This window comes from Actinoplanes sp. G11-F43, from assembly GCF_050589265.1.
Classification (GTDB): Bacteria; Actinomycetota; Actinomycetes; order Mycobacteriales; family Micromonosporaceae; genus Actinoplanes.
Genome location: NZ_JBNZCE010000023.1, coordinates 183,334 through 207,620 on the forward strand (window position 1 = coordinate 183,334; position 24,287 = coordinate 207,620).

The 24,287-nt window shown below is 72.4% G+C and carries 22 protein-coding genes; 11 read left to right on the top strand and 11 right to left on the bottom strand.

Annotated elements, in window-relative coordinates:
• The first annotated feature begins 52 nt into the window (after window positions 1-52).
• Window positions 53-1,435, top strand: a complete 1,383-nt coding sequence (locus ACQ0O7_RS26495; protein WP_430785399.1) for a hypothetical protein — start codon at window positions 53-55, stop codon at window positions 1,433-1,435.
• A 52-nt stretch (window positions 1,436-1,487) separates the two neighbouring features.
• Here ACQ0O7_RS26495 and ACQ0O7_RS26500 read toward each other — a convergent pair whose 3' ends face one another.
• Complete coding sequence (locus tag ACQ0O7_RS26500) at window positions 1,488-4,016, bottom strand: tetratricopeptide repeat protein (RefSeq protein WP_430785401.1); 2,529 nt, start codon at window positions 4,014-4,016, stop codon at window positions 1,488-1,490.
• A 205-nt stretch (window positions 4,017-4,221) separates the two neighbouring features.
• Between ACQ0O7_RS26500 and ACQ0O7_RS26505 the strand changes: the two genes are divergently transcribed.
• Window positions 4,222-5,988, top strand: coding sequence for a BTAD domain-containing putative transcriptional regulator (locus tag ACQ0O7_RS26505; RefSeq protein WP_430785403.1), 1,767 nt, complete (start codon window positions 4,222-4,224; stop codon window positions 5,986-5,988).
• On the opposite strand, the gene ACQ0O7_RS26510 is transcribed toward ACQ0O7_RS26505, so the two are convergent.
• The 3 genes from ACQ0O7_RS26510 to ACQ0O7_RS26520 form a co-directional block, all read right to left on the bottom strand.
• Complete coding sequence (locus tag ACQ0O7_RS26510; protein ID WP_430785405.1) at window positions 5,910-6,311, bottom strand: protein kinase domain-containing protein; 402 nt, start codon at window positions 6,309-6,311, stop codon at window positions 5,910-5,912. The genes ACQ0O7_RS26505 and ACQ0O7_RS26510 overlap by 79 nt on opposite strands.
• Window positions 6,312-6,372: 61 nt before the next feature.
• A complete protein-coding gene (pepN, locus tag ACQ0O7_RS26515) occupies window positions 6,373-8,736 on the bottom strand; it encodes an aminopeptidase N (RefSeq protein ID WP_430785407.1) in 2,364 nt (787 codons plus the stop codon).
• Between the two features lie 248 nt (window positions 8,737-8,984).
• Window positions 8,985-9,284, bottom strand: a complete 300-nt coding sequence (locus ACQ0O7_RS26520) for a hypothetical protein (protein ID WP_430785409.1) — start codon at window positions 9,282-9,284, stop codon at window positions 8,985-8,987.
• Between the two features lie 169 nt (window positions 9,285-9,453).
• Here ACQ0O7_RS26520 and ACQ0O7_RS26525 point away from each other — a divergent pair, with 169 nt between their 5' ends.
• The 4 genes from ACQ0O7_RS26525 (at window position 9,454) to ACQ0O7_RS26540 (ending at window position 12,555) form a co-directional block, all read left to right on the top strand.
• Window positions 9,454-9,915: a GNAT family N-acetyltransferase gene (locus tag ACQ0O7_RS26525; protein ID WP_430785411.1), complete on the top strand. Its 462-nt coding sequence runs from the start codon at window positions 9,454-9,456 to the stop codon at window positions 9,913-9,915.
• Between the two features lie 70 nt (window positions 9,916-9,985).
• Window positions 9,986-10,723 carry an SDR family oxidoreductase gene (locus tag ACQ0O7_RS26530; protein ID WP_430785413.1) on the top strand — a complete coding sequence of 246 codons (738 nt, stop codon included), beginning with the start codon at window positions 9,986-9,988 and terminating at the stop codon, window positions 10,721-10,723.
• Between the two features lie 19 nt (window positions 10,724-10,742).
• Window positions 10,743-11,372: a TetR/AcrR family transcriptional regulator gene (locus ACQ0O7_RS26535; RefSeq protein WP_430785415.1), complete on the top strand. Its 630-nt coding sequence runs from the start codon at window positions 10,743-10,745 to the stop codon at window positions 11,370-11,372.
• A 292-nt stretch (window positions 11,373-11,664) separates the two neighbouring features.
• Window positions 11,665-12,555: a DUF1963 domain-containing protein gene (locus tag ACQ0O7_RS26540; protein ID WP_430785417.1), complete on the top strand. Its 891-nt coding sequence runs from the start codon at window positions 11,665-11,667 to the stop codon at window positions 12,553-12,555.
• A 362-nt stretch (window positions 12,556-12,917) separates the two neighbouring features.
• On the opposite strand, the gene ACQ0O7_RS26545 is transcribed toward ACQ0O7_RS26540, so the two are convergent.
• Window positions 12,918-13,196 carry a hypothetical protein gene (locus tag ACQ0O7_RS26545; RefSeq protein ID WP_430785419.1) on the bottom strand — a complete coding sequence of 93 codons (279 nt, stop codon included), beginning with the start codon at window positions 13,194-13,196 and terminating at the stop codon, window positions 12,918-12,920.
• A 251-nt stretch (window positions 13,197-13,447) separates the two neighbouring features.
• Between ACQ0O7_RS26545 and ACQ0O7_RS26550 the strand changes: the two genes are divergently transcribed.
• From ACQ0O7_RS26550 to ACQ0O7_RS26560, 3 genes are all read left to right on the top strand, one after another.
• On the top strand, window positions 13,448-14,089 hold the full coding sequence (locus tag ACQ0O7_RS26550) for a MerR family transcriptional regulator (RefSeq protein ID WP_430785421.1): 642 nt from the start codon (window positions 13,448-13,450) through the stop codon (window positions 14,087-14,089).
• A gap of 191 nt (window positions 14,090-14,280) precedes the next feature.
• Entirely contained in the window at window positions 14,281-14,967 is a 687-nt protein-coding gene (locus ACQ0O7_RS26555) for an alpha/beta fold hydrolase (RefSeq protein WP_430785423.1), read from the top strand.
• 45 nt (window positions 14,968-15,012) lie between these two features.
• Window positions 15,013-16,395 (top strand): hypothetical protein, encoded by a 1,383-nt coding sequence (locus tag ACQ0O7_RS26560; protein ID WP_430785425.1) that lies wholly within the window; start codon window positions 15,013-15,015, stop codon window positions 16,393-16,395.
• Here ACQ0O7_RS26560 and ACQ0O7_RS26565 read toward each other — a convergent pair.
• From ACQ0O7_RS26565 to ACQ0O7_RS26575, 3 genes are all read right to left on the bottom strand, one after another.
• Window positions 16,322-17,284 carry a hypothetical protein gene (locus ACQ0O7_RS26565; RefSeq protein ID WP_430785427.1) on the bottom strand — a complete coding sequence of 321 codons (963 nt, stop codon included), beginning with the start codon at window positions 17,282-17,284 and terminating at the stop codon, window positions 16,322-16,324. The genes ACQ0O7_RS26560 and ACQ0O7_RS26565 overlap by 74 nt on opposite strands.
• A complete protein-coding gene (locus tag ACQ0O7_RS26570) occupies window positions 17,238-17,888 on the bottom strand; it encodes an MFS transporter (protein ID WP_430785429.1) in 651 nt (216 codons plus the stop codon). The genes ACQ0O7_RS26565 and ACQ0O7_RS26570 overlap by 47 nt, the downstream gene beginning before the upstream one ends.
• A 300-nt stretch (window positions 17,889-18,188) precedes the next feature.
• Complete coding sequence (locus ACQ0O7_RS26575) at window positions 18,189-18,626, bottom strand: hypothetical protein (RefSeq protein ID WP_430785431.1); 438 nt, start codon at window positions 18,624-18,626, stop codon at window positions 18,189-18,191.
• A 459-nt stretch (window positions 18,627-19,085) separates the two neighbouring features.
• Here ACQ0O7_RS26575 and ACQ0O7_RS26580 point away from each other — a divergent pair, with 459 nt between their 5' ends.
• Window positions 19,086-20,087, top strand: a complete 1,002-nt coding sequence (locus tag ACQ0O7_RS26580) for an RNA polymerase subunit sigma-70 (RefSeq protein ID WP_430785649.1) — start codon at window positions 19,086-19,088, stop codon at window positions 20,085-20,087.
• On the opposite strand, the gene ACQ0O7_RS26585 is transcribed toward ACQ0O7_RS26580, so the two are convergent.
• A complete protein-coding gene (locus ACQ0O7_RS26585; RefSeq protein ID WP_430785433.1) occupies window positions 20,073-20,744 on the bottom strand; it encodes a TetR/AcrR family transcriptional regulator in 672 nt (223 codons plus the stop codon). The genes ACQ0O7_RS26580 and ACQ0O7_RS26585 overlap by 15 nt on opposite strands.
• 99 nt (window positions 20,745-20,843) lie before the next feature.
• Between ACQ0O7_RS26585 and ACQ0O7_RS26590 the strand changes: the two genes are divergently transcribed.
• Window positions 20,844-21,755: an SDR family NAD(P)-dependent oxidoreductase gene (locus ACQ0O7_RS26590; RefSeq protein WP_430785435.1), complete on the top strand. Its 912-nt coding sequence runs from the start codon at window positions 20,844-20,846 to the stop codon at window positions 21,753-21,755.
• Between the two features lie 267 nt (window positions 21,756-22,022).
• Here ACQ0O7_RS26590 and ACQ0O7_RS26595 read toward each other — a convergent pair whose 3' ends face one another.
• Window positions 22,023-23,072: a pyridoxal-phosphate dependent enzyme gene (locus tag ACQ0O7_RS26595; protein ID WP_430785437.1), complete on the bottom strand. Its 1,050-nt coding sequence runs from the start codon at window positions 23,070-23,072 to the stop codon at window positions 22,023-22,025.
• Complete coding sequence (locus ACQ0O7_RS26600; RefSeq protein WP_430785439.1) at window positions 23,069-24,160, bottom strand: amidohydrolase; 1,092 nt, start codon at window positions 24,158-24,160, stop codon at window positions 23,069-23,071. The genes ACQ0O7_RS26595 and ACQ0O7_RS26600 overlap by 4 nt, the downstream gene beginning before the upstream one ends.
• Window positions 24,161-24,287: the final 127 nt, after the last annotated feature.

Sequence of the window (24,287 nt, forward strand, 5' to 3'; positions counted from 1 at the left end):
TGCGGTAGGCGATTCCAGGTACGAGGGGTAAAAAGTGCGCAGATCAAGGTTCATGAGCCTGGCGCTCGCGGGGCTGCTGGCCGGCACCGGGGTGGCCGTGACCGGTCCGGCCGGCCCGGCGGTGGCGGCGCCGGCGACCATCGAGGACACCGGTACGGTGAAGTACTCGTCCGGGTGGGGGGACTGTTCCGGCAACTGCGACAAGGCGGCCGACGGCAGTTTCAAGTGGGCGAGCACGCCCGGCGCCACGGCGATCATCGAGTTCACCGGCAAGCAGGTCTCGCTGTTCGGGATGAAGGAGCCGTGGGGCTACATCGCCACCGCCACCATCGACGGCGGCGCCCCGGCGGACGTGGACTACTACGCGCCCCAGACCAGCGCCACGACCACCAACGTGTGGACGTCGCCGGTGCTCGAGGAGGGCACCCACATCCTCGTGCTGACCCACACCAACCGGAAGAACCCGGCGTCGGCCGGTGGCCGGTCCATCGGATTCGACAAGGCGGTGGTCGACGGCGGTTCCCAGCCGGCCGGCCGGGCCAGCGGCCTGCCGTGGAGCTCGGGCGTCAACCCGCAGGATCAGACGACCCAGCGGGTCACCCAGTTCGAGCAGTTCCGGGGTGCGCCGGTGGACAACGTGACGCTGTTCCCGCCGCGTGACAACTGGTCCACCGTGTCGGACGAGAACTGGATCCGGGCCGGTCTGCCGGCGGGCTTCGTCCCGGCCCGCGACGACCTGGTGATGACGGTCCCGCTGTGGCCGGGCAGCAACAGCGTCAGCAACACCGGCACCCAGGCGCAGTGGCAGAACCTCGCCAACGTCATCGCCCGGCAGGACGCGAACGCCTACGTCCGGCTCGGCTGGGAGATGAACCTGCCGGCCTGGCACTGGAAGCTCACCGACGCCAACCGGACCGCGTGGCAGGCGTCGTTCATCCAGGCCGTCACGTGGATGAAGGCCGTGCAGCCGAACCTGCGGATCGTCTGGAACCCGAACAAGGGCGGCGACCAGACCTGCAGCAACTGCAGCCGCGCGGTGTTCCAGGCGGTGAAGAACCACGTCGACGTGTACGCCATCGACTCCTACGATTCGTGGCCGCCGGCGATCAACGCCACCAACCGCCAGGTCCACCTGCGCGACCTGCTGGGTGAGTCACTCGCCTACGCCAAGGCCAACGGCAAGAAGTTCGCCGTCGCGGAGTGGGGTGTCGCCTGCAACACCACCGGCTGCCAGTGGAGCGGCAACGCCGGTGGCGACAATCCGCTCTACATCCAGGACTACCTCGGCTTCTTCGCCGCCAACGCCGGTGACCTCGCCTTCGAGTCCTACTTCGACGAGCCCAACCCCTACATCCGCTCGGCGCTGAGCACCAACCCGATCGGCCCGAACGCGCCGGCCGCCTACAAGGCCGGCATCCAGGCCCACCGGTCCTGAGACAGCCGGGCTCCCCGGGCCGCCCGCGACACCTGTCGCGGGCGGCCCGCCGTCACGGCTCCGCCAGCGCGGCCAGCGCGCCGCGGACCAGCCCGGCCTCCGGCACCCCCAGCTCGGTGAAGATGGCCAGTGCCCGCCGGTAGTGGCCGGCGGCGGCCGCCGGATCAGCGAGTGCCCGGAACGCGTCGCCCAGGCCGTCGCGGGCCTGCGCGGCGCCGTACCGGTCACCGGTCTCGGCGCTGATGGCGATCGCCGCCTCGTGCAGCGGCACCGCGTCGGCCGGCTCGCCGCGGGCGGTGGCCGCACGGCCGAGACCGTTGATCGAGGCGGTCTCGCCCTCGCGGTCGCCGGTCTCCCGGAACATGGTCAGCGCCCGCTGGAGCACCTCCCCGGCGTGCGCCGGCTCGCCCTCGTGGATGTGCATCCGGCCCAGCCCGGTCAGGGCCCAGGCCTGGCCGGTGCGGTTGCCGAGCCGGTCGAACAGCAGCGCGGAGCGGCGCAGGTGACCCGCCGCCTCCGGGTAGCGGCCCAGCCAGGTCTTGGCGATGCCGAGGTTCGTCAGCGCCCGGGCCTCGCTGGTGCGGTCCCCGCTGCCCCGGCACAGCTCGATCACCTCCCGGAGGTGGCCGACCGCCGGTCCGTAACGGCCCAGCTTCACCTCGACGTTGCCCAGGTTGCCCAGCGCCCGCGCGATGCTCGCCGGATCATCGGCCGCCCTGCTGACCGTCAGCGAGCGTTCCAGCAGCTCCAGCGCCGGGTCGTAGCGGCCCAGACCGGTGTCGACGTTGCCGAGGTTGTTGAGCGTCCGGGCCTGGCCGAGCAGGTCACCGGCCTGTTCGAACAGCGGCAGCGCCCGCCGGAACTGCTCGCCGGCCAGCACGAACCGGCCCAGCTGACCGTGCACGGTGCCGATGCTGGTCAGGGCATGGGCGTGTGCCGCCGGGTCGCCGAGCCGTTCCGCGGCCGCGCAGGCGTTGCCGTGCACGGTGAGCGCGTCGGTGTGGTGGCCGCCGTCGAGGAACCGGAAGAGCACCGCCGACAGCTGGACCGGCACCCGGTCACCGGCCGGGGGGTGCCCGCTGAGCGCCACCAGGGAGGGCCGTTCGGCGGTCAGCCACGCCTTGGCCGCCTCCGGCGTGGCGAGGCGGGGCACGGGCGTGGCCGGCACGGCGACCCGGGGCCGGCCACGCGCCTCCGCCGGGAACAGCACGTCCATCGCGGCGGTCGCCGTGGCCAGGTAGTAGCCGCACAGGGCGGCCGTCGCGGCACGCTGAGCCGACGGTGGCTCCTCGTCGCCGGCGCGGCCCATCGCGTACGCCCGGACCAGGTCGTGGAAGCCGAAGCGCCCACCCGGCGCGGACAGCAGCAGGTGGTCGCGGGCGAGCCGGCGCAACCGCCGCCGGGACTCGGTCACGCCCGCGCCGGTCAGGGCGGCTGCCGCGTACGCGTCGGCGTCCGCGCCCGGATGCAGGGCCAGCAGCCGCAGCACGCGCTGCTCCTCGGCCGGCAGACTCCGGTAGGACAGGTCCAGCGCGTGCGTGACTCCGGTGTCCAGTCGCCGGCCGGCGTGCCGTTCGTCCAGCCGGTCGGCGTGGTCGGTCAGCGTCCAGCCGGTGGTGCCCCGGATGTGCCCGGCGACCAGGGCGAGCGCGAGTGGCAGGTGCCCGCAGCGGTGTGCGATGCGGGCGACGGCCCGCGGGTCCGGGCCGATGGGTGTCTCCCGCACCGCGTCGCTCAGCCACCGGTGCGCCTCGGCTGCCGGGAAGACGTCCAGCGGCAGGCCGGGCAGCCCGGCGAGTCGCCGGCGGCTGGTGACCAGGGTGAGGCAGCCCGGGGCGGTGGCGAGCAGGGCGGTGGCCTGCTCCTCGCCGGCGACGTTGTCCAGCACGACCAGCAGCCGGTTCCGCTCGCAGAGGCGCTGCCACATGGCCGCCCGCTCGGTGGGATCGTGCGGCACCTGCGCCGCCGGCACGTCCAGCAGCCGCAGGAACGCCTCCAGCACCGCCGCCGGCTGGGCGGGTCCCTGCGCCGGGTCGGGGTGGAAGCCGCGCAGATCGGCGAAGAGTGTGCGGTCGAACGTGTGGCCGGCGGCGAAGTCGTGTGCGGCCCGGACCGCGAGTGTGGTCTTGCCGACGCCGGCCATCCCGGAGACGGCCAGCACACGCTCGCCGCGCCCGTGGGCCCGGCGCAGCCGGTCCAGTTCGGCGGCGCGGCCCCGGAAGCGCGGCGCCGGCGGGGGCAGCACGTCGCGAACGGTGACCCGCAGTTCGGCCCGGGTCCCCACGGACACCGCGCGCAGCGTCTCCCGCCAGCGCGTCAGGTACTGGTCGTCGGGGCACAGCGCCCGGACGATCGCGAGCACCAGGTCGGTGTTGAGCCGGCGGCGGCCGGGCCGGAAGCAGTCCAGCACAGTGGTCCGCCCGACCAGTTCGGTCGCCGGCCGGCCCGCCCCGGTCCAGGCCGCGTTGACCCGGCCTTTGATCACCTCGTACGAGGGGTCGCCGGCCCAGGAGCGCAGTTGCCGTAGTCGATCGACCAGATCGTCCAGCGTCGCGGCGGGGGCCGGGTCGGGCGGCGGCATCGAGGACCCTTCTCGGCGGATGATCGTCAACGGTGTTCACAGTAGCGATCGATATAACTCTCCCCACAGCGCCCGGGGGACCGTCAAATGTGGACAAAGGCGGGCCTTGCAGTCGGGAAACCGTCGGGATCGGTCGGAATCCGCTGCTTCGTGTGCGAGATCACCGGATAGTCGCAAGCCGATGGATCAAGCCGGGGAGCGTGTGGTGACCACAGACGTACTGACGCCGGGACGGCCGGCCTTCCGGCTGCTCGGCCCGCTGGGAGTGGCCGCCGGCGGCGATCCCGTCCCGCCCGGCCGTCCCCGGACCATGCTCGTCGCCCTGCTGCTCGGCAACGGGCGGCCACTGCCGGCCGACCGGCTGGTCACCGCGCTCTGGGAGGACGAGCCACCGGTGTCGGCACGGGCCAACCTGCGCACGTACGCCGCTCGGCTGCGCCAGGCGCTCGGGCGGCACGGCAGCCGGCTGACCGGTGTGGCCGGCGGCTACGCCCTGCGTGTCGAGCCGGACGAGGTCGACCTGCACCGGTGGGAGGCCCTGCTCGCCCGGGCGAACACCGCCCTGCGGGCCGGCCGCAGCGGCGAGGCGGCCGACGTGCTGTCGGCGGCGCTGCGGCTGTGGTCCGGCCCGGCCGCCGACGGCATCCCCCGGCAGGGCCCGGTCGGCCGGCACCTGGACGCTCTCGACCAGGCCCGGCGGACCGCGGTGGAGCAACTGGCCCAGGCCTATCTGGCGACCGGCCGCAACGAGGAGGCCGCCGGCTGCCTGCGGCCGCTGCTCGTCGAACAACCCACCCGCGAAGTCGCGTGGCAGCACCTGATCACGGCGCTCGCCGGCCTCGGCGACCGGGCCGGCGCGCTGCAGGCGTACGGTCAGGCCCGCGCCGCCCTCATGGGTGAGCTGGGGGTGGCCCCGGGCCCGGCGCTGCAGCGGCTGCTGCGCCGGCTGACGGCGAACCCGCCGGAACCGGCCCGCCCCTCGGCGCCCCGCGTGGTGCGCATGCTGCCTCCGGAACCCGAACTGGCCGGCCGCGACCGCGAACTGGACGCCGTCACCACGACGCTGCGGACCCCGGGCATCGTCGCCCTGCACGGCCCGGCCGGATCGGGCAAGTCCGCCCTCGCCGTCCGGGCGGCGTGGCGGCTGGCCGCACACCACCCGGACGTGCAGCTCTACCTGGATCTGGGCGCCGGCGACCCGGCGGCCGTCCCGGTCCCGGCGGACGAGGCGGCCGGCCACCTGCTGCGGGCGCTGGGCGGGCCGGCCGCCCCGCCCACGCCGGACGCGGCCCTCGCCGACCTGGCCGCCGCCCTCGGCGGGCGCCGCACCGTCGTCGTGCTCGACAACGTGGTGGACGCCGCCCAGATCCGCCCTCTGCTGCGGGCGCTGGCCGGGGCGGCCGTCCTGATCACCAGCCGTGCCGCGCTGCCCACCCTGGACATCACCCGGTGGCTGGGCGTGGGCCGTCTCCCCGCCGGGGACGCGGTGACGCTGCTGGCCCGCTACGCCGGCCCGGGCCGGACCGCCGGGCTGCCCGAGCTGGCCACCCTCTGCGACCACCTGCCGCTCGCGCTCCGCATCGCCGGGGCGCGGCTGGCCGCCCACCCCGACTGGCCGGTCGCCGCGCTCACCGCCCGGCTCACCGACGAGCGGCACCGGCTGGACGAGCTGCAAGCCGACGACCTCGCGATGCGCACGGCACTCGCCGCGGCCTGCCGCACGGTGCGCGGGCGCCCGGCCGGGCCGGCGGCACTCGACCTGCTGGCACGCTGGGCGGCCGGTGACCCCACGGCGGTCCGGGCGGCCACCGCGGGGTCACCGGCGACGGGGGACCGTGCCCTGCTGGAACTGCTGGCCCGCGAGCGCCTGATCGAGCCCGCCGGGGCCGGCGCCTACCGGATGGACGACCTGGTCCGCGCGTACGGCCGGGAGTGCGCCGGCACCACCGGCCGGCTCTGGGGCGGACTCTGACCGCCCCCCTCGCCCATCCGGGGCCTGCCGGAGACGACCAGCTCCGTCACGATCCACGGCTCGCCTCCCTCGTGCAGCACGTCGATGACCCGGACCCCGTTCGGATGGTCGACCCGGGTGATCGCCCGAGCCTCCCGGAGCACCCGATCGCGCAGCTCGTCACGCTCGGCGGCGGTCAGGCCCCGCGGGGTGAACATCTCCTTGACCGCCACCTCGCGGCCGAGCAGCTCGTCGGGCGCGGACCGGACCCGGCCCATGCCGCCCTCGCCGATGACCTCCAGCAGCCGGTAGCGTCCATGGTGCCACGCCGGTGACGGTGACAAGCTCTCCTCCGGAGGACTCGTACAAAGACGTGGATCATGTGGAAGCCGACGGCGGTACGGGTCAGATCGCGGCAGGGCTCCAGCGGTCGTCCCACTCGTCTGACCAGAGACGCCTCAGGACCGTCGGGACCTCGCCGTCCAGGGCCTGCCGGAACCGGTCCGACTGCTCGGCGGACAGCGGGAACGCCGGGAACGCCCGGCCCACCGCCGCCGCGAAGGCCTGACCGCGTTCGGCCAGAGACGGGGCGGCCTCGAAGTACGCGTCCACGTACGGCCCGGTCAACGAGGGCTGCGACAGCGACCACAGACCGGCCGCCAGCGCCTGGAACCGGCGTACCGAGATCGTGGGATCGGTGGACATCTCGGCCCATGCCGCCGACTTCGCCCCGGCCGACGGGCGTGCGGCCAAGGCCGTGGCAGCACCCAGATCACCCGCCGCCGTGCCGTCGCGACGGCGTTCGGCCTCGATGCCCGCCGCGTCCAGACCGCCCAGCTCGGCCAGCCGGTGGATCACCGGCCAGCGCAGCTCCGGGTCGAGTCTCACTCCGGCGGCGGTCTCGCCGGTGTCCAGCCAGCGCCGCAGCAACTCCTGGTCGGAGGTGCTCCAGGACAGCCCGTGGGCCAGGGCCACCGCACGCTGCTCGTCCGGCTCGGTGTCCGCGGCGCAGGCCGCCGCGATCACGGCCAGGGCGGCCGGCACCTCCGGCGGCGGCAGCGCACGCTGCACCAGATGCCGCCGGGTCCGGTCGAGGGCCGCACTGATCAGGGTCGGTGACGTCTCATGCGGCAGCTGACGGGCGAGCAGATCCAGATCGAGGGCCGCCGACCACAGATTGGCACGGACCAGCGGATCGGGGAGTGAGGCGAGGTGGTGCGACACGGCCTCGTACGAAATCGGGTCCAGGTCTATCCGGGCGAACGTCTCACCGTGAGCGTTGGGGACGACGGCGAGCCCGGCCCACTCCGGCAGTTCGAGGGGTTCATCGGCGAGGTCGACCAGGCGGGAACCGGCCGGCACGAGCTGCGGGGTGTACGCCGTCACGGTGAACCGGTGCGGCCGGATCCCGTCCCGGACCAGCACCGGCACGTCCCCGGAGCGGGCGACCCGGATGGTGTCGTGACCGGACTGCCGCAGCCACACCCGCGCCCACCCGCGCACATCCCGGGGTGACGCCGCGTCCAGCGCGGACAGCAGATCGTCCAGGGTGGCGTTGGCGAACCGGTGCCGGGTCAGGTGCGCGTTGACCCCGGCGAGGAAGTCCCGTTCACCGAGCCACGTGACGAGCTGGCGGATGACGGCGTTGCCCTTGCCGTACGAGATCTGATCGAAAATGGTCGCCGCGGTGTCGACGTCGGGCACTTCCCCGGCGGCCGGCGCGACCGGGTGGGTGGACCGGCGGCGATCGGCGATCAGGGAGTCCGGCTTGAACCGCGCCTCGAACGACACTCGTGTGCCCGGATATCCGGCGCCGGTCTCGGCCACCTGGAAGCCCATGTAGTCGGCGAACGACTCGTTGAGCCAGGCGTCCTCCCACCACACCGGCGAGACCAGGTCGGCGAACCACATGTGTGACATCTCGTGGGCGATCACCATGGCGCGGCGCCGCCGGTCGTCGTCGGTGACCCGTTCGCGGGGGAGCAGGAACTCGTTGACGGTGACGCAGCCGGGGTTCTCCATGGCGCCCCAGTTCAGGTCGGGGACGAACACCTGGTCGTAGGAGTCGAACGGGAACGGCTCGGTGAAGATCACCGCGTAGTGGTCGTAGCAGGCCTCGGTGATCCGGCGCAGCTCGCCGACGTCGCGGTCCAGGGCGGCGGCCAGCGAGCGCCGGGCGTGCCAGCCCATCGGCCGGCCGCCGTACTCCCAGCGCACCGAATGGTACGGCCCGGCGACCACGGTCAGCTGGTCGCAGGGGATCGGCGGGGTGGTCGCGAATCCACCGTCGCCGAGGGCCCGGCCGTTGGACAGGACCGTCCAGGAGGGGTCGGCGGTGACGCGGACCGTGATCGGCGCTTTGAGGTCGAGCTGGTCGAAGCAGGCGAACAGCCGCTGGGTGATGTTCAGCCCGAGATAGGCCCCGACATACCGCTCGCCGTCGACCGGATCGGTGAAGGTGTGCAGCCCTTCACCGTCGGTCACATACCGCATCCGCGCGTCGACGACCACCTCGTGCCGCCCGGCCGCGAGACCATCGAGCAGGATCCGATTTCCGTCGTACGCCGGATCCACCCCCACCCCGTCGACGGTCATGGTGACCGTCTCGGCCCGGTGCAGTTCGAGGAACGTGTCGCCGCCGGCACTGTGGAACCGCACGGTGACCACACTGCGAAAGGCTTCCGTGGCACGCACGTCGAGCGCGAGCTCGTAGGACACCCCGGACAGCTGGGCGGCTCGCCGGCGAGCCTCGTCAAGAGTCAGCGACACCCGCCCGAGCATAGTCCCGGCGGTGGGCCGGGCCGGGGACGGTGGCGAGCACCGAACCCCGCACCGCACCATCACGCGAAGTTGATCTCGACCATGCCCAGTGCCGACGCCACCCCCAGCCCGGCGAGGAGCAGAGCCACGAGCAGGATCGCGGCGATGGCGAGGTTCATGACGACGCGGCCCATCACCCCAGGGTCGCATCATCCCGGCCGGTGACGCATCCCCGGCACCGTGGCGCTTGACGGCCGTCACAGCACGGTGAAGTAGAGGCCGGGTGCCGCGATGACGTGCACGACGCAGCTGGCGAGCAGCACCAGCCCGATCACCAGTTCGGCGACGACCCGGCGGAACAGCTCGTACCGTGCCTCCGGCTCGGTGCACCGCCGCCACCGGTGGCCGGTCCAGGACGGCACCGCGAACGCGACAGCGGGCAGCCACGAGTACAGCACGGCCTCCAGCTCCAGCGTGATCCGCCCACCGTTCACGGCGGCCCCGACCCCGGCCAGGAACAGCAGATACAGCACCAGCAGCACGGGCGCGACGACCATCAGGCCACGGTGGAGCCGGGTCACGGGCGCGGTTTCGACGTCAGTCATACCGGGGTGTACGCCCCACTCCCGGATTCGTTCGAGATCATCGGGGGCCGGGTACCGTACGCCGATGGATGGTCTTGGATCTGCCGGGTGGCCCCCGGAACCGGTCAGGAGCGAGCGGCTCGTGCTCCGGGCGTCCGAGGCGCGGGACCGGGCGACCTTCATCGAGTTGCTCGCCTCGCCGCGGGTGCACACCTACCTCGGTGGCGCCCGGTCCCGCGAGGAGCTGGAACGGGAGACGCCCGAGGTGCCGGAGAGCTGGCCCGGCAGTTTCGTCGTCGAGCTGGACGGGGCGATGATCGGCCACATCCTGCTCCGGCGGGCGTCCCGGCACCGCCCGGCCGCGGTCGGGAAGGTCGACCTCGGTTACCTGTTCCTGCCGCGGGTGTGGGGCCGCGGGTACGCCGCCGAGGCGTGCGCGGCGGCGCTCGGCTGGTTCGACGGCCGGTTCCCCGGTGAGCCGGTGGTGCTGGCCACCCAGACCGCGAACGCCGGTTCGATGCGGCTCGCGGCGAGGCTGGGGTTCGTCGAGGTGGAGCGGTTCCACGCCTGGGGCGCGGAACAGTGGCTCGGCATCCGGCAGTGATGTGGACGGGTTGTACATTTCTAGCGGGAGCATTAATGTACAACTAGTCCACATCAAGGGAGGGTTCACCATGACCGGCACCATCGACCGCGTCGCCATCGTCACCGGGGGCTCCGGCGGGATCGGGCGGGCCAGCGCCCTGCGCCTGGCCGGCGACGGCATGGCCGTCGTCGTGCACTACAACGGCAACAAGGACCGCGCCGAGGAGACCGTCCGGGCCATCACCGGCGCCGGTGGCCGGGCCGTCACCGCCGGTGCTGACATCGCCGACGAGACCGCCGCGACCGAGCTGTTCGACACCGCGGCCCGCGAGTTCGGTGGCGTCGACGTGCTCGTGCACACCGCCGGCATCATGCCGCTGGCCCCGCTCGCACAACTCGACCTGGCGGTCTTCGACCGGATCCAGCGGGTCAACGTGCGCGGCACCTTCGTCGTCGACAAGCTCGCCGCCCAGCGGCTGCGCCCGGGCGGGGCCATCATCAACTTCTCCACCTCGATCACCCGGCTGCAGCCTCCGGCGTACGGCGCGTACGCCGCCTCGAAAGCCGCCGTCGAGGCGATCGGCCTCATCCTGGCCCGGGAGCTGCGCGGTAAGGACATCACCGTCAACACGGTGGCGCCCGGCCCGACCGCCACCCCGCTGTTCCTGGACGGCAAGAGCCCCGAGCTGATCGAGCAGATCGCCGGCAACAACCCGTTCCAGCGCCTGGGCGAGCCCGGCGACATCGCCGAGGCGGTCGCCTTCCTGGCCGGCCCGGCCCGCTGGGTCAACGGCCAGACCATCTTCGTGAACGGCGGCGCCGCTTGAGACCCGCGACGGAGGCACGATGACGGACAGTACGACGGCCCGGCGAGGCAGGGGCCGCCGGCCGGCCGCCGAGGTACGCGCCAACGTCCTCGAAGCCACCGGCCGCCTGCTGCTGGAGGAGGGCATCCAGGCGATCACCTTCGACCGGGTGGCGAAGGAGGCCGGCTCCAGCAAGATGACCCTCTACAAGTGGTGGCCGACGCCCGGCGCCCTGGTGGCCGAGGCGTACTTCTCGCGGAGCCAGCCGGTCCTGGAATTCCCCGACACCGGCGACATCCGCACCGACCTGATCACCCAACTGCGGTCTTTCGTGCACTGGCTGACCGGCGCCGGCCGCACCGTCACCGAGTTGATCGGCGCCGCCCAGCTGGATCCGGAGCTGGCCCGGGCCTGGGCCCACCACTACGCGACCCCCCGCCGCGAACTGGCCCGGGCCCGCCTGGCCACCGCCCGCGACCAGGGCCAGCTGACCCCCGAAGCCGACCTGCACATCATCGTCGACCAGCTGTGGGGCGCCTGCTACCACCGCCTGCTGGTCCTGATGGTCCCCCTGGACGACACGATCGTGGAACGCCTCGTCGACCAGGCCCTCTACGGAGCGGCAAACCCTTCCGGGGGTACGCCCGGCGGCTCCACCGAAATCGGGTAGTCCCGTCTCGTCCGCGCAAACCGGGCGACCCACCGGACCGCCCGGCGACCGCCGGGCGAATGCGCCGGTCAAGGGCCCGGCAGCGCGGTCCGGCGACCAGTTCCCGCGGGAGCGCGTCATACCACGGTGGGCACCCGGTCGGCACTCATCGCCCCGCGCCTGCCGCCGCCCCGGCGCCGGCCGGTTGCCCGTGACCGTCACGGGTCCCGGCCGGCCGGGAAGTGCGCCGCTCGCGTCATGACGTGCTGTGCTCGCCGGACACCGATCCATTGATGTGACACTATGCGCGGTCATGGATCATCGAGAACGATTCCACAGGGCGGCTGTCGAGCGGGGGATTCCGGAGGAGGAGATCGCGGCGTTTGCCGGGTTTCTGCGGTTCGCCATCGGGACGGGGCCCGGCTACGACGGGGTGATCGTCGGGCAGATGGGTGGGCTGCCCCGGCTGCCTGTGGGGATGTCGTGGCCGGTCGGTGACGGCACGATGCCGCTGCCGTTCATCGCCTCCCTGGACTGTGCCGCTCTTCCCCGGGTCGATGACGTGCCGCTGCCGGCCGACGGCACGCTGCTCTTCTTTCTGCACCACGACCGGGCGTTCGACGAGCGCGAGGAGTGGGACAAGGACGACGAGAGGGAGTACGCGCGGGTCGTGTACGTGCCGGCCGGCACCCCGATGGTGAGCGCCGAGAAACCGGATCATCCCGAGGAGGTCTTCTACAACACGAGACTGTCGTTCGTCGGCGCGGAGCAGCGGCTCGCCGCAGCCGTGCACGCGGAGTTGCCGAGATGGTTCGAGGACGACGAGCCGGCGGCGCCGGCCGGGGACGACGACCACCTGGGTCTGCGGCTGCCGCACCTGGCGCAGCTGTGTGACCTCGCCCGGAAGCTGTGGCCGGAGAACCGGGCCTCCCTCCAGCTCGGCGGATACACCTGGGGCACCGGGGCGCTGGCGACCAGGCACATGTCCCACACCCCGGAGGTCGAGATGGCCGAGCGGAATCTCGGCCCCGGGAGGCGCGGCGCGGAACTGGAGCGGGAGACGCTGCGGATCATGCGGGAGTGGGTGACGCTGGCCCAGTTCGTGCCGGAGGACGTCTACCGGGCCCGGTTCCTGATCCGCCGCGACGACCTGGCCGCCGGGCGGTTCGACCGGGCGCTGTCCCTCACCGCGTTCACCGCATAGCACCCGTCAAGGGCTGACAGCCGGTTCCGGTGCTGCTGGAGGCCGGCCGGGGTGATGCCGCTCGCGGCGTGACCGCAACGGGTCGGGGCGGTCGGTTTCGGTCACGCCGGCGCCGGCCACGGTCCGTTCCCGAGAATGCGCCTCGATCATCGGCATCAGGTCCGCGAAGATCGCCCGCCCGCCCGTTCGGGGTGGTAATGGCCGGCGAGGGTCTCTCCTGTCGTCGTCGGCCGGACTCGGGAACCGACGACGACAGGAGGCGCCCGCGAGCTCAGCGGCGCACCGGGTCACCGACCCGTGTGCGGCGCGACGCCATCCCGGCTGTCATGCCGCACAGCATGGTCACCGTCGCGGCGAGCGGATCAGAACGGTGCGGGCCCACTCCCGGAGAGGGTCATCAGGATCTGTGTCGCGAGCAGTTTCCGGACGCCGGTGACGGACACCGACCCGATCTGGTCGTACGGCAGCTCCAGGGAGAGCCCTTCACCGGCGTTGCGGAGGTCCGCGCTGTTCTGATCCGGGCGGAAGGTGCCGCCCCAGCCCACGAGGCCTCCGCGCTGATTGGTGCTGAGTGAGGCCATGCCGGGCACTTGAGCGCCGTCGGCGAGGGTCAGCCTGGCCGGACCGGAGTAGGTCGTCATGCTGCCCAACGTTAACCGCCCCCTCCTGGTTGCGGTTCAACGGTGGCCGATCTGCCCGGCTCCCGATCCCACCCGAACGCCCACCGGCGGATGTCCGATCTTTCCCCGGTCGATGCCGGCCGAGATCCCGCATCGCGGCACGCGGCGACGCGGCCCGCGCCGGCCCGTCGATCCGATCGCGGCCGGAACCGGCTGCCCGGTACGGATCGGGGCGTCCGGGCCGGTGAACTTCGGCCGGTCGGTCACGTCCGGTGTGGACGGAGGCGGCCGTCCCATCCGCTCAGGTCATCCACCGGCTCCGGCAGCTCGACGTGCCGCTCGCCGCCGTCAAGTCGATCATCGCCACTGATGATCCGGAACGGCGGGCCGGGTTCATCGCCGGCCACCTGGAGCGGTTGGAGGCCGAGCTCGACCGGACCCGGCGGGCGGTGGTCTCGCTGCGGCGACTGCTGCGGCCGGAGACGGAGGAACCCGGGGTCGAGCTGCGGGCCGTGCCCGCACGGACGGTGGCGGCGATCAGCTCACCGTCCGTGCGGGTCGAGGAGTCGATCGGCTGGTTCGACGCCGCGATGGACGAACTCGACACCGCCTTTCCGGCTGCGGAACGGGACGGCGCCCCGGGCGGGCTCTACGCCAACGAGCTGTTCAGTGAGGGGGCCGGGGCGATGACGGTGTTCCGGCCGGTGCGGCTGCCCCGACCGTACGGCCGGATCCAGGTCCTTGAACTGCCCGCCGCGGAGATCGCGGTCACCGTGCACGCCGGGTCACACGACGACATGGACGTCACCTACGGTCGCCTCGGTGCCTGGGTGGTCGCGCACGCCCTCGGGGTCGACGGGCGACTTCCCGGGCGGCACCGTCGACCTGCACTACCGGTTCACCCTCGACGGTGACCGGATCACCGAGCTGATCATCGAACCGTAGCGCCGGCCGGGAACCCCGCACAGACGGGACCCAATCCGCCCGGCGTGCCTCCGGTGATGAACCAAGCCCTCATGGCTACGTCCTCCTGTTCGACAGACGCCGGCGCTGACCCTCCCCCGGGGAGGGCCGACGCCGGCCGGACCGATGAGAGGAAAGATCGATGGAGATCAGGAACGTGGTGCTGGTGCACGGCGCGTTCGCCGACGGCTCGGGCTGGCGCGGGGTGCACGACCGGCTGACCGCCCGGGGCTTCCGGGTGACGATCGTGCAGAACCCGCTCACCTCGCTGGCCGACGACGTGGCCGCGACCACCCGGGTGCTCGACCGGCAGGACGGGCCGGTGATCCTGGTCGGTCATTCGTGGGGCGGCACGGTGATCACCGAGGCGGGTGTGCACCCGAAGGTAGCCGGCCTGGTGTACGTGTCGGCGCTGGCACCCGACGCCGGGGAGACCACCGCCCAGCAGTACGAGGGGTTCGCCCCGACGCCCGACTTCGTCATCGACGTCGGCGCCGACGGGTTCGGTTTCCTCGACCCGGAGCTGTTCAAGGCCGGGTTCGCGGCGGACACCACCGACGCCGACGCCGCGTTCCTGCGCGACAGCCAGGTGCCGGTCGACATGTCGGTGTTCGGTACCGCGCTGACCAACGCCGCCTGGCGGACCCGGCCGAGCTGGGCCGTGATCGCCACCGAGGACCGGGCGTTCGACCAGGCGATGCTGCGGCACATGGCCAAACGCATCGGCGCGACGGTCACCGAGGTTCCGGGCAGTCACGCGCTGTTCATCACGCAGGCCGCGGTGGTGGCCGAGATCATCGCCGAGGCAGCCGCCGGCAGCGTCCGGTAACGATCACGGGTATGCTCCCCCGGTTTTGAGCAGCGGGGGATGCGCATGAACAAGAGGTGGCCCGGCGTGGTGGCCGCGGTGGGGCTGATCGCCGCGGTGGCGGTGGCCGTGGTGGTGACGTCCGACGCCGACGGTGAGTCGCTGGCGGCCCAGCCGATCGTCGGGGCCTCGCAGCAGGCGGCGGTGGACCAGTTGCGGACTCGGCTGCTCACCGAGCTGGTCCAACGGCGTACCCAGGCGCTGGTGTCCGGAGACGAGGCCGGCTGGCTGGCCGACGTCGACCCGCGGCGGGAGGACACCGTCGCGTACGAGCGGATGCGGTTCCAGAACCTGCGCCGGCTGGAGCCGGCCCATTTCCGGATCCTGCCGGGGGAGAGCTCGCTGCACGAGTACAAGGCGGCGCCCCTGGAGTTCGACATCCTGGTCACCCAGGTGATGCGGCTGCCGGAGGACGTGCGCAGCTCGGCCAACGACTACCGGTGGTACGTCAGCGTCACCGACGACAGGATCACCATCGGGGGTGTCGACGAGAAGCCGATGCCGGTCGGCCAGGACGCCGCCCGCAGCCCGGCCTGGGACGACGTCGCGCTGCGCACCGTCCGCGGCGAGCGGGCGACGGTGGTGTCCGCCCAGGACGGCGCCTGGGATCCGCAGGCCTACACGGCTGCCGCCGAACGTGCCGCCCGCCGGGTCCAGGAACTGTGGCGGAGCCGGAAGAGCCCGAGCCGGTTCATCGTCTTCCTCGCCGACGACAGCCAGTTCAGCAGCTGGTTCGACAACCATCGCGCGCCGATGGGCAGCACCATCGGGGTGGCCACCCTGCCGCAGATGGTCGCCGACGACGGCGGGCGCTACCCGTCCCAGCGTGACCGCAGTGCCGGGCTCGGGTCGAGCACGAAGCCGAGATATCTGGACCGTGCCGCCGGCGCCCGGATCATGCTGCGAATGTCCAAGATCAAGGACATGGCGCACGCCGAGGCCGTGATGGTGCACGAGATGACCCACGCGCTCGGCCCGCATCTGATCTCCCCGGACAGCATCGACTTCGGCACCGAGGGCCGGATGGACCAGCCGGTCTGGGCCATCGAGGGCTTCGCCCGCTACGTCGAGCACAAGTCCCGGCCGGGCACGGCAGAGCAGGGCGCCGCCTTCGTACGCCGCAACATGAGCAAGTGGGGCGCCAAGGGCTTCCCGGTCAACAAGGACTTCTACTCCGAGGACCAGGACCGGACGACGTTCAACTACGAGATCGGCGCCGCGTTCTTCCTGGCCGCCGAACGGGCCGGCAACGCCCAGAAGGCCGCCGACCTGTACATCGCCCTCACCAACAGCACCCAGCTGACCAGCGGCTTCATCAACCAGGACATCGCCGCGGCCGGCCTGGACCCGGACCGGGTCTGGGCGGCGTACCGCAAGCTGGTCGGGTAGGCCCGCTGGTCGTCATCGGCCGTCGCGGATCCGTCAGGGCCTCGGCGACCACCTGGCTCAGCCGGGCGTGCTGGTGCAGGAACATGTCGCCGAAGGCATGGTCGAGCGCGTCCGGGTCGGCCGCCCGGAGCACGGCGGTGGCTTGCGGGTCGGTGGCCAGGCCGGGGGAGAGGGCGGCGCAGACCCGGACGCCCAGGTGCGGGTCGGTCAGCCAGTCCCGGGTGGAGCCGCCCAGTTCACCGAGGTCGAGCAGCATGCCGGCCCGGTGCACCGATGTCCCGGCGGTGGCTTCGTCCCGATGGAAAGCGATCACCTGATCCCGGTGACCGCGCAGGTCCGGGTGGGACACCAAGGCCGCGGCGGCACCGGCGGCGGCCGACCGCAGGCGTTCCGGAGCGTCGGTGGCGAGCAGCGGCGACACCAGTCGGTACGTCGCGGGCAGATAGTCGTGGCAGTCCACCCGGGCGGCGGCGAGCAGCACCCGGCCCGGCTCGTCGCCGGCATCCCAGTCGAAGATCGACCGCTGCTGCCTCAGGTGCTCGTCGAGCCAGGCGTGCACCACCGGCTCGTCGCGGTGGGCGGCCACCGAACGGTCGTCGCCCAGGTCGAGGACGGCACGGGCGACGTCACGGATCCACCACAGCACGGCCCATCGCAGGCTCGGATCCGGGCCACCGAAGTCGTCAGCGGCCACCGCCGGGGCGAGGAAACGCAGGCCGAGGTACGTGGCCGGAGTGATCCGCCCACCGCAGTAGAGCGCCGACCACAGAAACGTGTACGGCTGTAGCCACCCGGCGTCCTGAACGAAGTCCGCATCCCCGGTCCGGAGCCGATCCAGCAGGTCATAGCCGGTGTCGGCCGGCCCGTACGCGTGAAAAGCCCGGTCCACCACCCACACCTCGTCCCCGGCTCAGGATAGGCGAACGCACGTCGTTCCGGGGGGTGCCGGCTGCCATCGCCACCACACCGGGTGCCAGGGCCAGCAGCGCACAGCCGGCGGTGAGAACCGTACCGGCGCCGAGCAGCACCGCGGTCCCCGCCGACACCAGGCACAGGGCCAGAGCCAGACCCGCCCACGGTACGACCATCGCCCCCAGCCCCGTGACCAGCACCGGCCCGATCAGGAACGCGGCGTCGTTGACCGCGCCGTCCAGGGACAGGGCGGTGGCCGGTTCCGGTTCGGCGATCACCCGCCAGCGTGCCGCCGACAGCGCTCCGATCGGCGGTATCGTCGCACCGACCCACCCGGCCAGCCCGGCCAGCACCGACGCCGTCATCGACTGGGCGCACGCGGCCACGAGCAGCACCCCGCCGAGGGTGAACATCCCGGCGGTGATCGAGACGACGCGGCGTTGCCCGTACCGGTCGGTCAGTCGGCCGGCCCACGGCCCGGCAACCGCCTCGCCGACAGCGAACGCCCCGGTGGCGGCCCCGGCCACCCCGAACGATCCGGACGCCCCGTGCACCGCCCACATCACCCCGAGCCCGGTCATGGCAGCCCCGATCCGCCCGACCGAGGCGGGCAGAAAAAACCGAAGGGCGCCGGGAAGCCGGAGAACACGACCTGTACGCACAGCGAAACTCCAGCGGCATCACCACCGCGAGCCGCCAGACAGGTCGGACTGGAACATCAACTCGCACGAACGCCGCAACCCTACACGGCCGTCCACAGGCATCCAGGTGTCAGCTGGTCAGCCGGCCGTCGGCGGGGTCGACCACGAAGCACGCGCAATCCGGGATCAAGCGCACGGGCGGCGGCGGATGCGGACGTGTGACCGCTGTTCGTGCCGGGCTCAGCGTCCCCGCCGCAGGTCCTGCTCGGAAAGCGTCGTCCGGCCCGCGAACCGCAACCGAGAAAACGTGAGGACCCGGATCACGTCGACGGCAGCCTCAGGCAGGTGGCTGACATCGATCGCGGACTCCGGGGCGGCGACCAGCCGATAGGGGCCGCCGTCGATGTCCGCGTCGAACGCGTACAGTCCGCGTTCCGCGACCAACTCCCACGTGTTCTCGTTCTGCGCCGCCGGCAGCGGCGCGAAGCGGGCCGAGGTGCTGGCCGGGCCGGCCAAGACGGCCCGGATCGCGTTCGCGTGGGCATCCGTGTCCAGCAAGAACGCGTCGGGCGGGTAACCACCGCCCGCGGTGGTGAACAGAGCTACGTGGCCATCCTGGTCACCGGCAAGCCAGTCATACTCGGCGCCCCAGATGTCGTCCGCGGACTTCGCACCCATGCGCCCCCCAGGCATTCATCAAGAGAATGCGCCCATCATGCCCCGCGGCCCGGATCCAAGGCAGAGTTGTCCGTTCATCGGGAGCTCAGCTGTTCAGCTCGGGCGGACAGCCTCGACGGTTCACCGCGTAGCGGGTGCGGATCACATCGGCCGGCCATCTCTCGTCCTCTTGCGGTCGCGGAGACACGGGGCGGTCATCACGTGTGCGAGTAAGGGCGTTCCCTTTCCCAGGAGGATGGGAGCGACGTTCGGTGCGGACCCGGCCAGGCTAAGCGCCGGCGAAGGGAACCGCTGACCCTGACACAGCTCAGCTACTGCCACGGCGTGTGGTCCCTGGGGCGTCCCGCCCGGCGCGGGGCCGGCGTCGGCACCCCGTTCCTGTCGCATCCCCCGGTGTGCCCAGTGGTGGCCCTGGCCCCGCCCACGGGCCGGTGATGAGTTCTCGTGGCCGCCGCCGTCATACAGGCGACGGACCCGACGAGACGTGAGGATGACGAGATGGACACGCTGACCGAACCCGCCTTCACCGGCATGGCCGAGCGGCACCGCCGGGAGCTGCACGTGCACTGCTACCGGATGCTCGGCTCGTTCGAGGACGCCGAGGACACCGTGCAGGAGACGTTCCTGCGGGCCTGGCGGCGCCGGGAGACGTACGCCGGGCGCTCCACGTTCCGGGCCTGGCTGTACCGGATCGCCACCAACGCCTGCCTGGACCTGCTCGCCAAGCACCGCCCGGAACCGGCCGGCGGCGGCGAGGTGCCGTGGCTGCAGCCGTACCCGGACCGGCTGCTCGACGAGCTGCCCGCGGCCGGCGCCGACGAGCCGGAGACGATGGCCGTCAGCCGGGAGACCATCGAACTGGCGTATCTGGTCGCGGTCCAGCATCTCGCCCCGCGCCCGCGGGCCGTGCTGATCCTGCGGGATGTGCTCGGCTGGCCCGCCAAGGACGTCGCCGACCTGCTCGGCGACACGGTCAACTCGGTCAACAGCGCCCTGCAGCGGGCCCGCGCCGGCATGCGCGCGCACCTGCCGGCCGAGCGCCAGGACTGGACCGGTGGGGACGAGGACGATCAAACCCGCGATCTGGTACGCCGATTCACCGCCGCCAGTGTGGCCGTCGACATTCCGGCGCTGGCCGCGATGATGCGTGACGACGTCCGGTGTTCGATGCCGCCCACCCCGGGCCTGCACCTGGGCCGGGACGCGGTTCTCCGGGACTGGACCGCCGAAGGCTACCCGCAGATCACCGGCCTGCGAGCCGTCCCGGCGACGGCGAACCGTCAGCCGGCCACCGCCTTCTACCACTGGCGCGAGCGGGAGAACGCCTACCTGCCGCTGACCCTCGACGTGCTGCGGATCTCCGGCGGCGTGGTCACCGAGATCACCACCTTCCACGCCGACCGTTTCCCGTCGTTCGGCCTGCCCGCCCGCCTGTCCGCCGACGGGTCAGTCGCGGGGTAGCACGCCCAGCAGGCTCGCGGTCAGGGCCAGCCGCAGGGAGTCGTCCAGGGGCATGTGGAAGCGGGCCAGCTCGGGTTCGGCCTGGTAGGCGGTCCGCAGGCTGGGCGGGGGAGTGCTGTAGGCGGACAGCGCGCCGGCCAGCACCATGGTCTGCAGGCTGAACAGGGTGGCGTTCTCGCCCAGCTCCGGAAGGTACTTGTGGATCAGATCGGTCATGGTGGTCAGCCGGTGCAGGGAGGCGCGTTTGTAGCGGGCCACCACCTCGACGGAGACGTTGTGTTCCAGGACGCCGCCCTGCGCGCCGAACAGATCGCACAGCACCACCCGGCTGGAGAGTGAGCGGCTGAGGATCCCGGCCACCGCCGTCGCCCGGTCGGGCATCGGCCGGCTCTCGTCGACGCCGGTGGCCAGCTCGCCCTCCAGCGCGGTCAGCCAGTCGCGCAGGAAGAGGTCCAGCAGTTCGAGGAGTACCGCCTCGCGGGACTCGAAGTAGCGCAGCACGTTGGGTTTGGCCAGGCCGACCCGGCGGCTGAGTTCGTTGAGGGTGACCGCGGCGACCGGCATCTCGTCGAGCATCGCCGATGCGGTGTCGAGGATGGCCCGCCGGCGGATCTCCCGCTGTTCGTCGGTTCGTGCCCGCTGGAATGTCACGATCACCAGCCTAACTTAAGTACCTTCGGTACGTTGACAGCGTACCGAAGGTACTTTAATGTCGTCCTAGCAAGATACCTTCGGTACTTTAGTGGGGAGCCCGACATGAGCGACAAGTGGACGACCGCGAACATCCCGGACCAGCACGGGCGGGTGGCAGTGATCACCGGCGCCAACACCGGACTCGGCTACGAGACCGCCAAAGCCCTCGCCGAGCGCGGCGCCACCGTCGTGCTCGCCGTGCGCGACGTGGCCAAAGGCGAACGGGCCGCGGCCGGCATGACCGGCGACGTGACCGTGCAGGCCCTCGACCTGACCTCACTCGACTCGGTCCGCACCGCCGCGGCAGCCCTCCGATCCCGGTTCAGCCGGCTCGACCTGCTGATCAACAACGCCGGCGTGATGTACACCCCGAAGCTGGCCACCCGGGACGGCTTCGAGATGCAGTTCGGCACCAACCATCTCGGCCACTTCGCCCTCACCGGCCTGCTGCTCGACCGGATGCTGCCGGTGCCCGGGTCCCGCGTCGTCACCGTCAGCAGCACCGGCCACCGCATCCGCGCCGCCATCCACTTCGACGACCTGCAGTGGGAACGGTCGTACAGCCGGATCGGCGCCTACGGCCAGTCCAAACTCGCCAACCTGATGTTCACCTACGAGCTGCAGCGCCGCCTCACCACCCACGGCACCACCGTCGCGGTCGCCGCCCACCCCGGCGTGTCCAGCACCGAACTGGCCCGCAACACCCCCACCGCCCTCCGCCTGCCGATCACCTGGCTCGCCCCACTGATCACCCAGACCCCGGAGATGGGCGCCCTGCCCACCCTGCGCGCCGCCACCGACCCGGCGGTGCTCGGCGGCCAGTACTACGGACCCGGCGGCCGCAACGAGGTCCTCGGCCACCCGCGGTTGGTGACGTCCAGCCCGCAGTCCTACGAGCCGGCGCTCCAGCAACGCCTGTGGGCCGTCTCCGAAGACCTCACCGGCGTGACGTTCCCCGCCCTCCAGCCCGTGTGAGCCCGTCCGGCGGTCCACCACAAACGTCACGGATCCCCGGGGTGATCGGACCACCCCAGGCCGGGCCGGCCCGCTGCGAGAGCCGCAGGGTCGTCGCCGTCCGGGCCGCGCGGGATCTCGAAATCGGCGGGATGGACGACGCCGTCGATCCCCGACGTGGTGTGGGCGGCGACGGAGCCGGGTTCGGGGCTGTTCTGTCAGCCACCGACGTCGAGGTTCCCATCGTCGACGATCTGGCGGTGTTCACCGGCGACGTCGTCATGGATGTCAATCGTGGGTGCGATGTTGTCCGTGGCTTCGTGCGGACGGGCTCGCCCGGAGCGGCGGGGCAGTGGCACGAGATGTAGCGGGCCCGGCCGGGTTGGCGGCGGTGCCCTCGGTGGCCAGCAGGACCACGGTTCCGGTTGTCGGGATCGCGGGCAGGGCGGCCAGCGGGGCGGCCCCGCACGGGCCCGCGTCGATGCCCGCGGCGGCCAGACGGTGGGCGGCCTCGGACACCTCGGCGTCGGTGACCACACAGCAGCCGTCCAGGCCGGGGCGGATCAGGGGCCAGGCCAGGGTGGAGACGGTTCCGCAGTTCAGGCCGGCCATCGTCGTGCGGGCGGTCGGGACCGTCACCGGGTGGCCGGCCGCCACGCTCGCCGCCACGCACGCGGCCGTGGACGGTTCCACGCTCACCACCCGGGTCCGGGCCGGGTCCGGGCGGCTGCGGTAGTGCGCCAGCGCGGCCTGCAACAGCGAACCCACCCCGGCGGGTACGAGCACCAGGTCCGGCTGCCGGGACAGTTGCGTGTCGATCTCGGCGAACAGGGTGGAGTAGCCGTCGACGATCCAGCCCGGGATCTCCTCGTACCCAGGCCAGGCGGTGTCCTGGACCAGCAGCCCACGCCGCACCGACGCGGCCGCCTTGACCGCCGTGTCGTAGTCGCCGGGGACGTGGACCACCGTGGCGCCCTCGTCGCGGATCGCGCGCACCGCGTCCGGATGCACCCCGTCGGGGACGAAGATCTCGGCGCGCCGGCCGAACCGGCGGGCGAAATGTGCCACCGCCCGGCCGTGGTTGCCATCGGTCGCGGTCACGATCGTCGCCGGGCCGCCGGTGACGTCCGGTAACGCCCGGTGGACGGCCCAGGACGCGCCGAGCGCCTTGAACGCGGGCAGCCCCAGCCGTGACGATTCGTCCTTGACGAGGACACCGTTCATCAGCGGGACCAAGGGTGTGGGGGAGTAGCCGGGCAGCGCACGGTGGAATGCCAGCACCTCCGGCGGCGCCGGCCGGCTGACCCAGCGCGGGTCCCGCCCCGGATTGGTGATCATCGGGCCGGGAGCGCGGCGCGCACCAGATTGACGTAGAAGTCCACACCGACCGGCAGGATGTCGTCGTTGAAGACGAACTCCGGACTGTGCAGGGACGCGCTGTCACCGTTGCCGAGCATCGTGAAACACCCGGGCACCACCTGCGCGAAGACGCCGAAGTCCTCGCTGCCGGTCCACGGCGCGGCCGCCCCGTCGACCCGGTCGGCGCCGACGGTGGCGATCGCCGCCCGGACCGCCTGCTCCACCGCGCCGGCGTCGTTGACGGTCGGGGTGAACTCGTGGGTGTACGTCACCGTCGCCGTCGCCCCGTGGGCCGCGCAGACGCCCTCGGCGATCCGCCGGATCCGGTGTTCCAGCAGGGCGCTCACCTCGGGGCGGAAGCTGCGGGTGTCACCGCGGATCACCACCCGACCGGGCACCGCGTTGCGCGCGCCGTCGGTGGTGATCTCGGTGCACGACACCACCGCCGGATCGACCGGGTCGACGTCGCGGGCCACGATGGTCTGCAACGCCAGGATGATCTCGGCGGCGATCGGGATCGGGTCGATCAGCATGTGCGGCCGGGAGGCGTGACCGCCCCTACCCCGTACCGCGATCTCGAAATTGTCCTCCCCGGCCATCAACCCACCGGCCCGGGTGCTGAACGTCCCGGCCGCATGCCCGGGCATGTTGTGCAGGCCGTAGATCGCCGACATCGGGAACCGGTCGAAAAGGCCGTCGGCGATCATCGCCTTGGCGCCCAGCCCGTGCTCCTCGGCCGGCTGGAACACCAGGTGCACGGTGCCGGCGAAGCCACCCTCCGACGACAGCCGGCTCGCCGCGCCGAGCAGCATCGCCATGTGCCCGTCGTGCCCGCACGCGTGGGTCACCCCGCCGGGCAACGGCAGGGCGTCCATGTCGGCGCGCAGGCCGAGCGCGGCACCCGGACCGGTGGAGATGGTGCCGACCAGCCCGGTGCCGCCCACGCCCCGGGTGACCGGCACGCCCATGGCGTCGAGGAGCGCGGCGACGTGATCGGCGGTGCGGAACTCGCGCAGGCCCGGTTCGGCGAGCGCGTGCAGTTCGTGGCGCCACTGGACGACGTTCACGAGACCACCTCGGCGCCGATCTTTCGAGCCGTATCGGATCGCGTCATGCCGTTCAGCCTGCGGCCGAGGCCCATCCGCCGTCCAGCGAATGCTTTCGAGCGGTATCGTTCGGCCCAGCCGAACAATG

What these genes read in the sequence shown, in the direction of transcription:
- ACQ0O7_RS26595 (WP_430785437.1), bottom strand. Translation starts at nt 23,072, where the DNA reads ATGATCACCAATCCGGGGCGGGACCCGCGCTGGGTCAGCCGGCCGGCG.
- ACQ0O7_RS26570 (WP_430785429.1), bottom strand. Translation starts at nt 17,888, where the DNA reads ATGACCGGGCTCGGGGTGATGTGGGCGGTGCACGGGGCGTCCGGATCG.
- ACQ0O7_RS26555 (WP_430785423.1), top strand. Translation starts at nt 14,281, where the DNA reads ATGGAGATCAGGAACGTGGTGCTGGTGCACGGCGCGTTCGCCGACGGC.
- ACQ0O7_RS26560 (WP_430785425.1), top strand. Translation starts at nt 15,013, where the DNA reads ATGAACAAGAGGTGGCCCGGCGTGGTGGCCGCGGTGGGGCTGATCGCC.
- ACQ0O7_RS26575 (WP_430785431.1), bottom strand. Translation starts at nt 18,626, where the DNA reads ATGGGTGCGAAGTCCGCGGACGACATCTGGGGCGCCGAGTATGACTGG.
- ACQ0O7_RS26545 (WP_430785419.1), bottom strand. Translation starts at nt 13,196, where the DNA reads ATGACGACCTACTCCGGTCCGGCCAGGCTGACCCTCGCCGACGGCGCT.
- ACQ0O7_RS26520 (WP_430785409.1), bottom strand. Translation starts at nt 9,284, where the DNA reads ATGGTCGTCGCGCCCGTGCTGCTGGTGCTGTATCTGCTGTTCCTGGCC.
- ACQ0O7_RS26500 (WP_430785401.1), bottom strand. Translation starts at nt 4,016, where the DNA reads ATGCCGCCGCCCGACCCGGCCCCCGCCGCGACGCTGGACGATCTGGTC.
- ACQ0O7_RS26590 (WP_430785435.1), top strand. Translation starts at nt 20,844, where the DNA reads ATGAGCGACAAGTGGACGACCGCGAACATCCCGGACCAGCACGGGCGG.
- ACQ0O7_RS26530 (WP_430785413.1), top strand. Translation starts at nt 9,986, where the DNA reads ATGACCGGCACCATCGACCGCGTCGCCATCGTCACCGGGGGCTCCGGC.
- ACQ0O7_RS26495 (WP_430785399.1), top strand. Translation starts at nt 53, where the DNA reads ATGAGCCTGGCGCTCGCGGGGCTGCTGGCCGGCACCGGGGTGGCCGTG.
- ACQ0O7_RS26535 (WP_430785415.1), top strand. Translation starts at nt 10,743, where the DNA reads ATGACGGACAGTACGACGGCCCGGCGAGGCAGGGGCCGCCGGCCGGCC.
- ACQ0O7_RS26540 (WP_430785417.1), top strand. Translation starts at nt 11,665, where the DNA reads ATGGATCATCGAGAACGATTCCACAGGGCGGCTGTCGAGCGGGGGATT.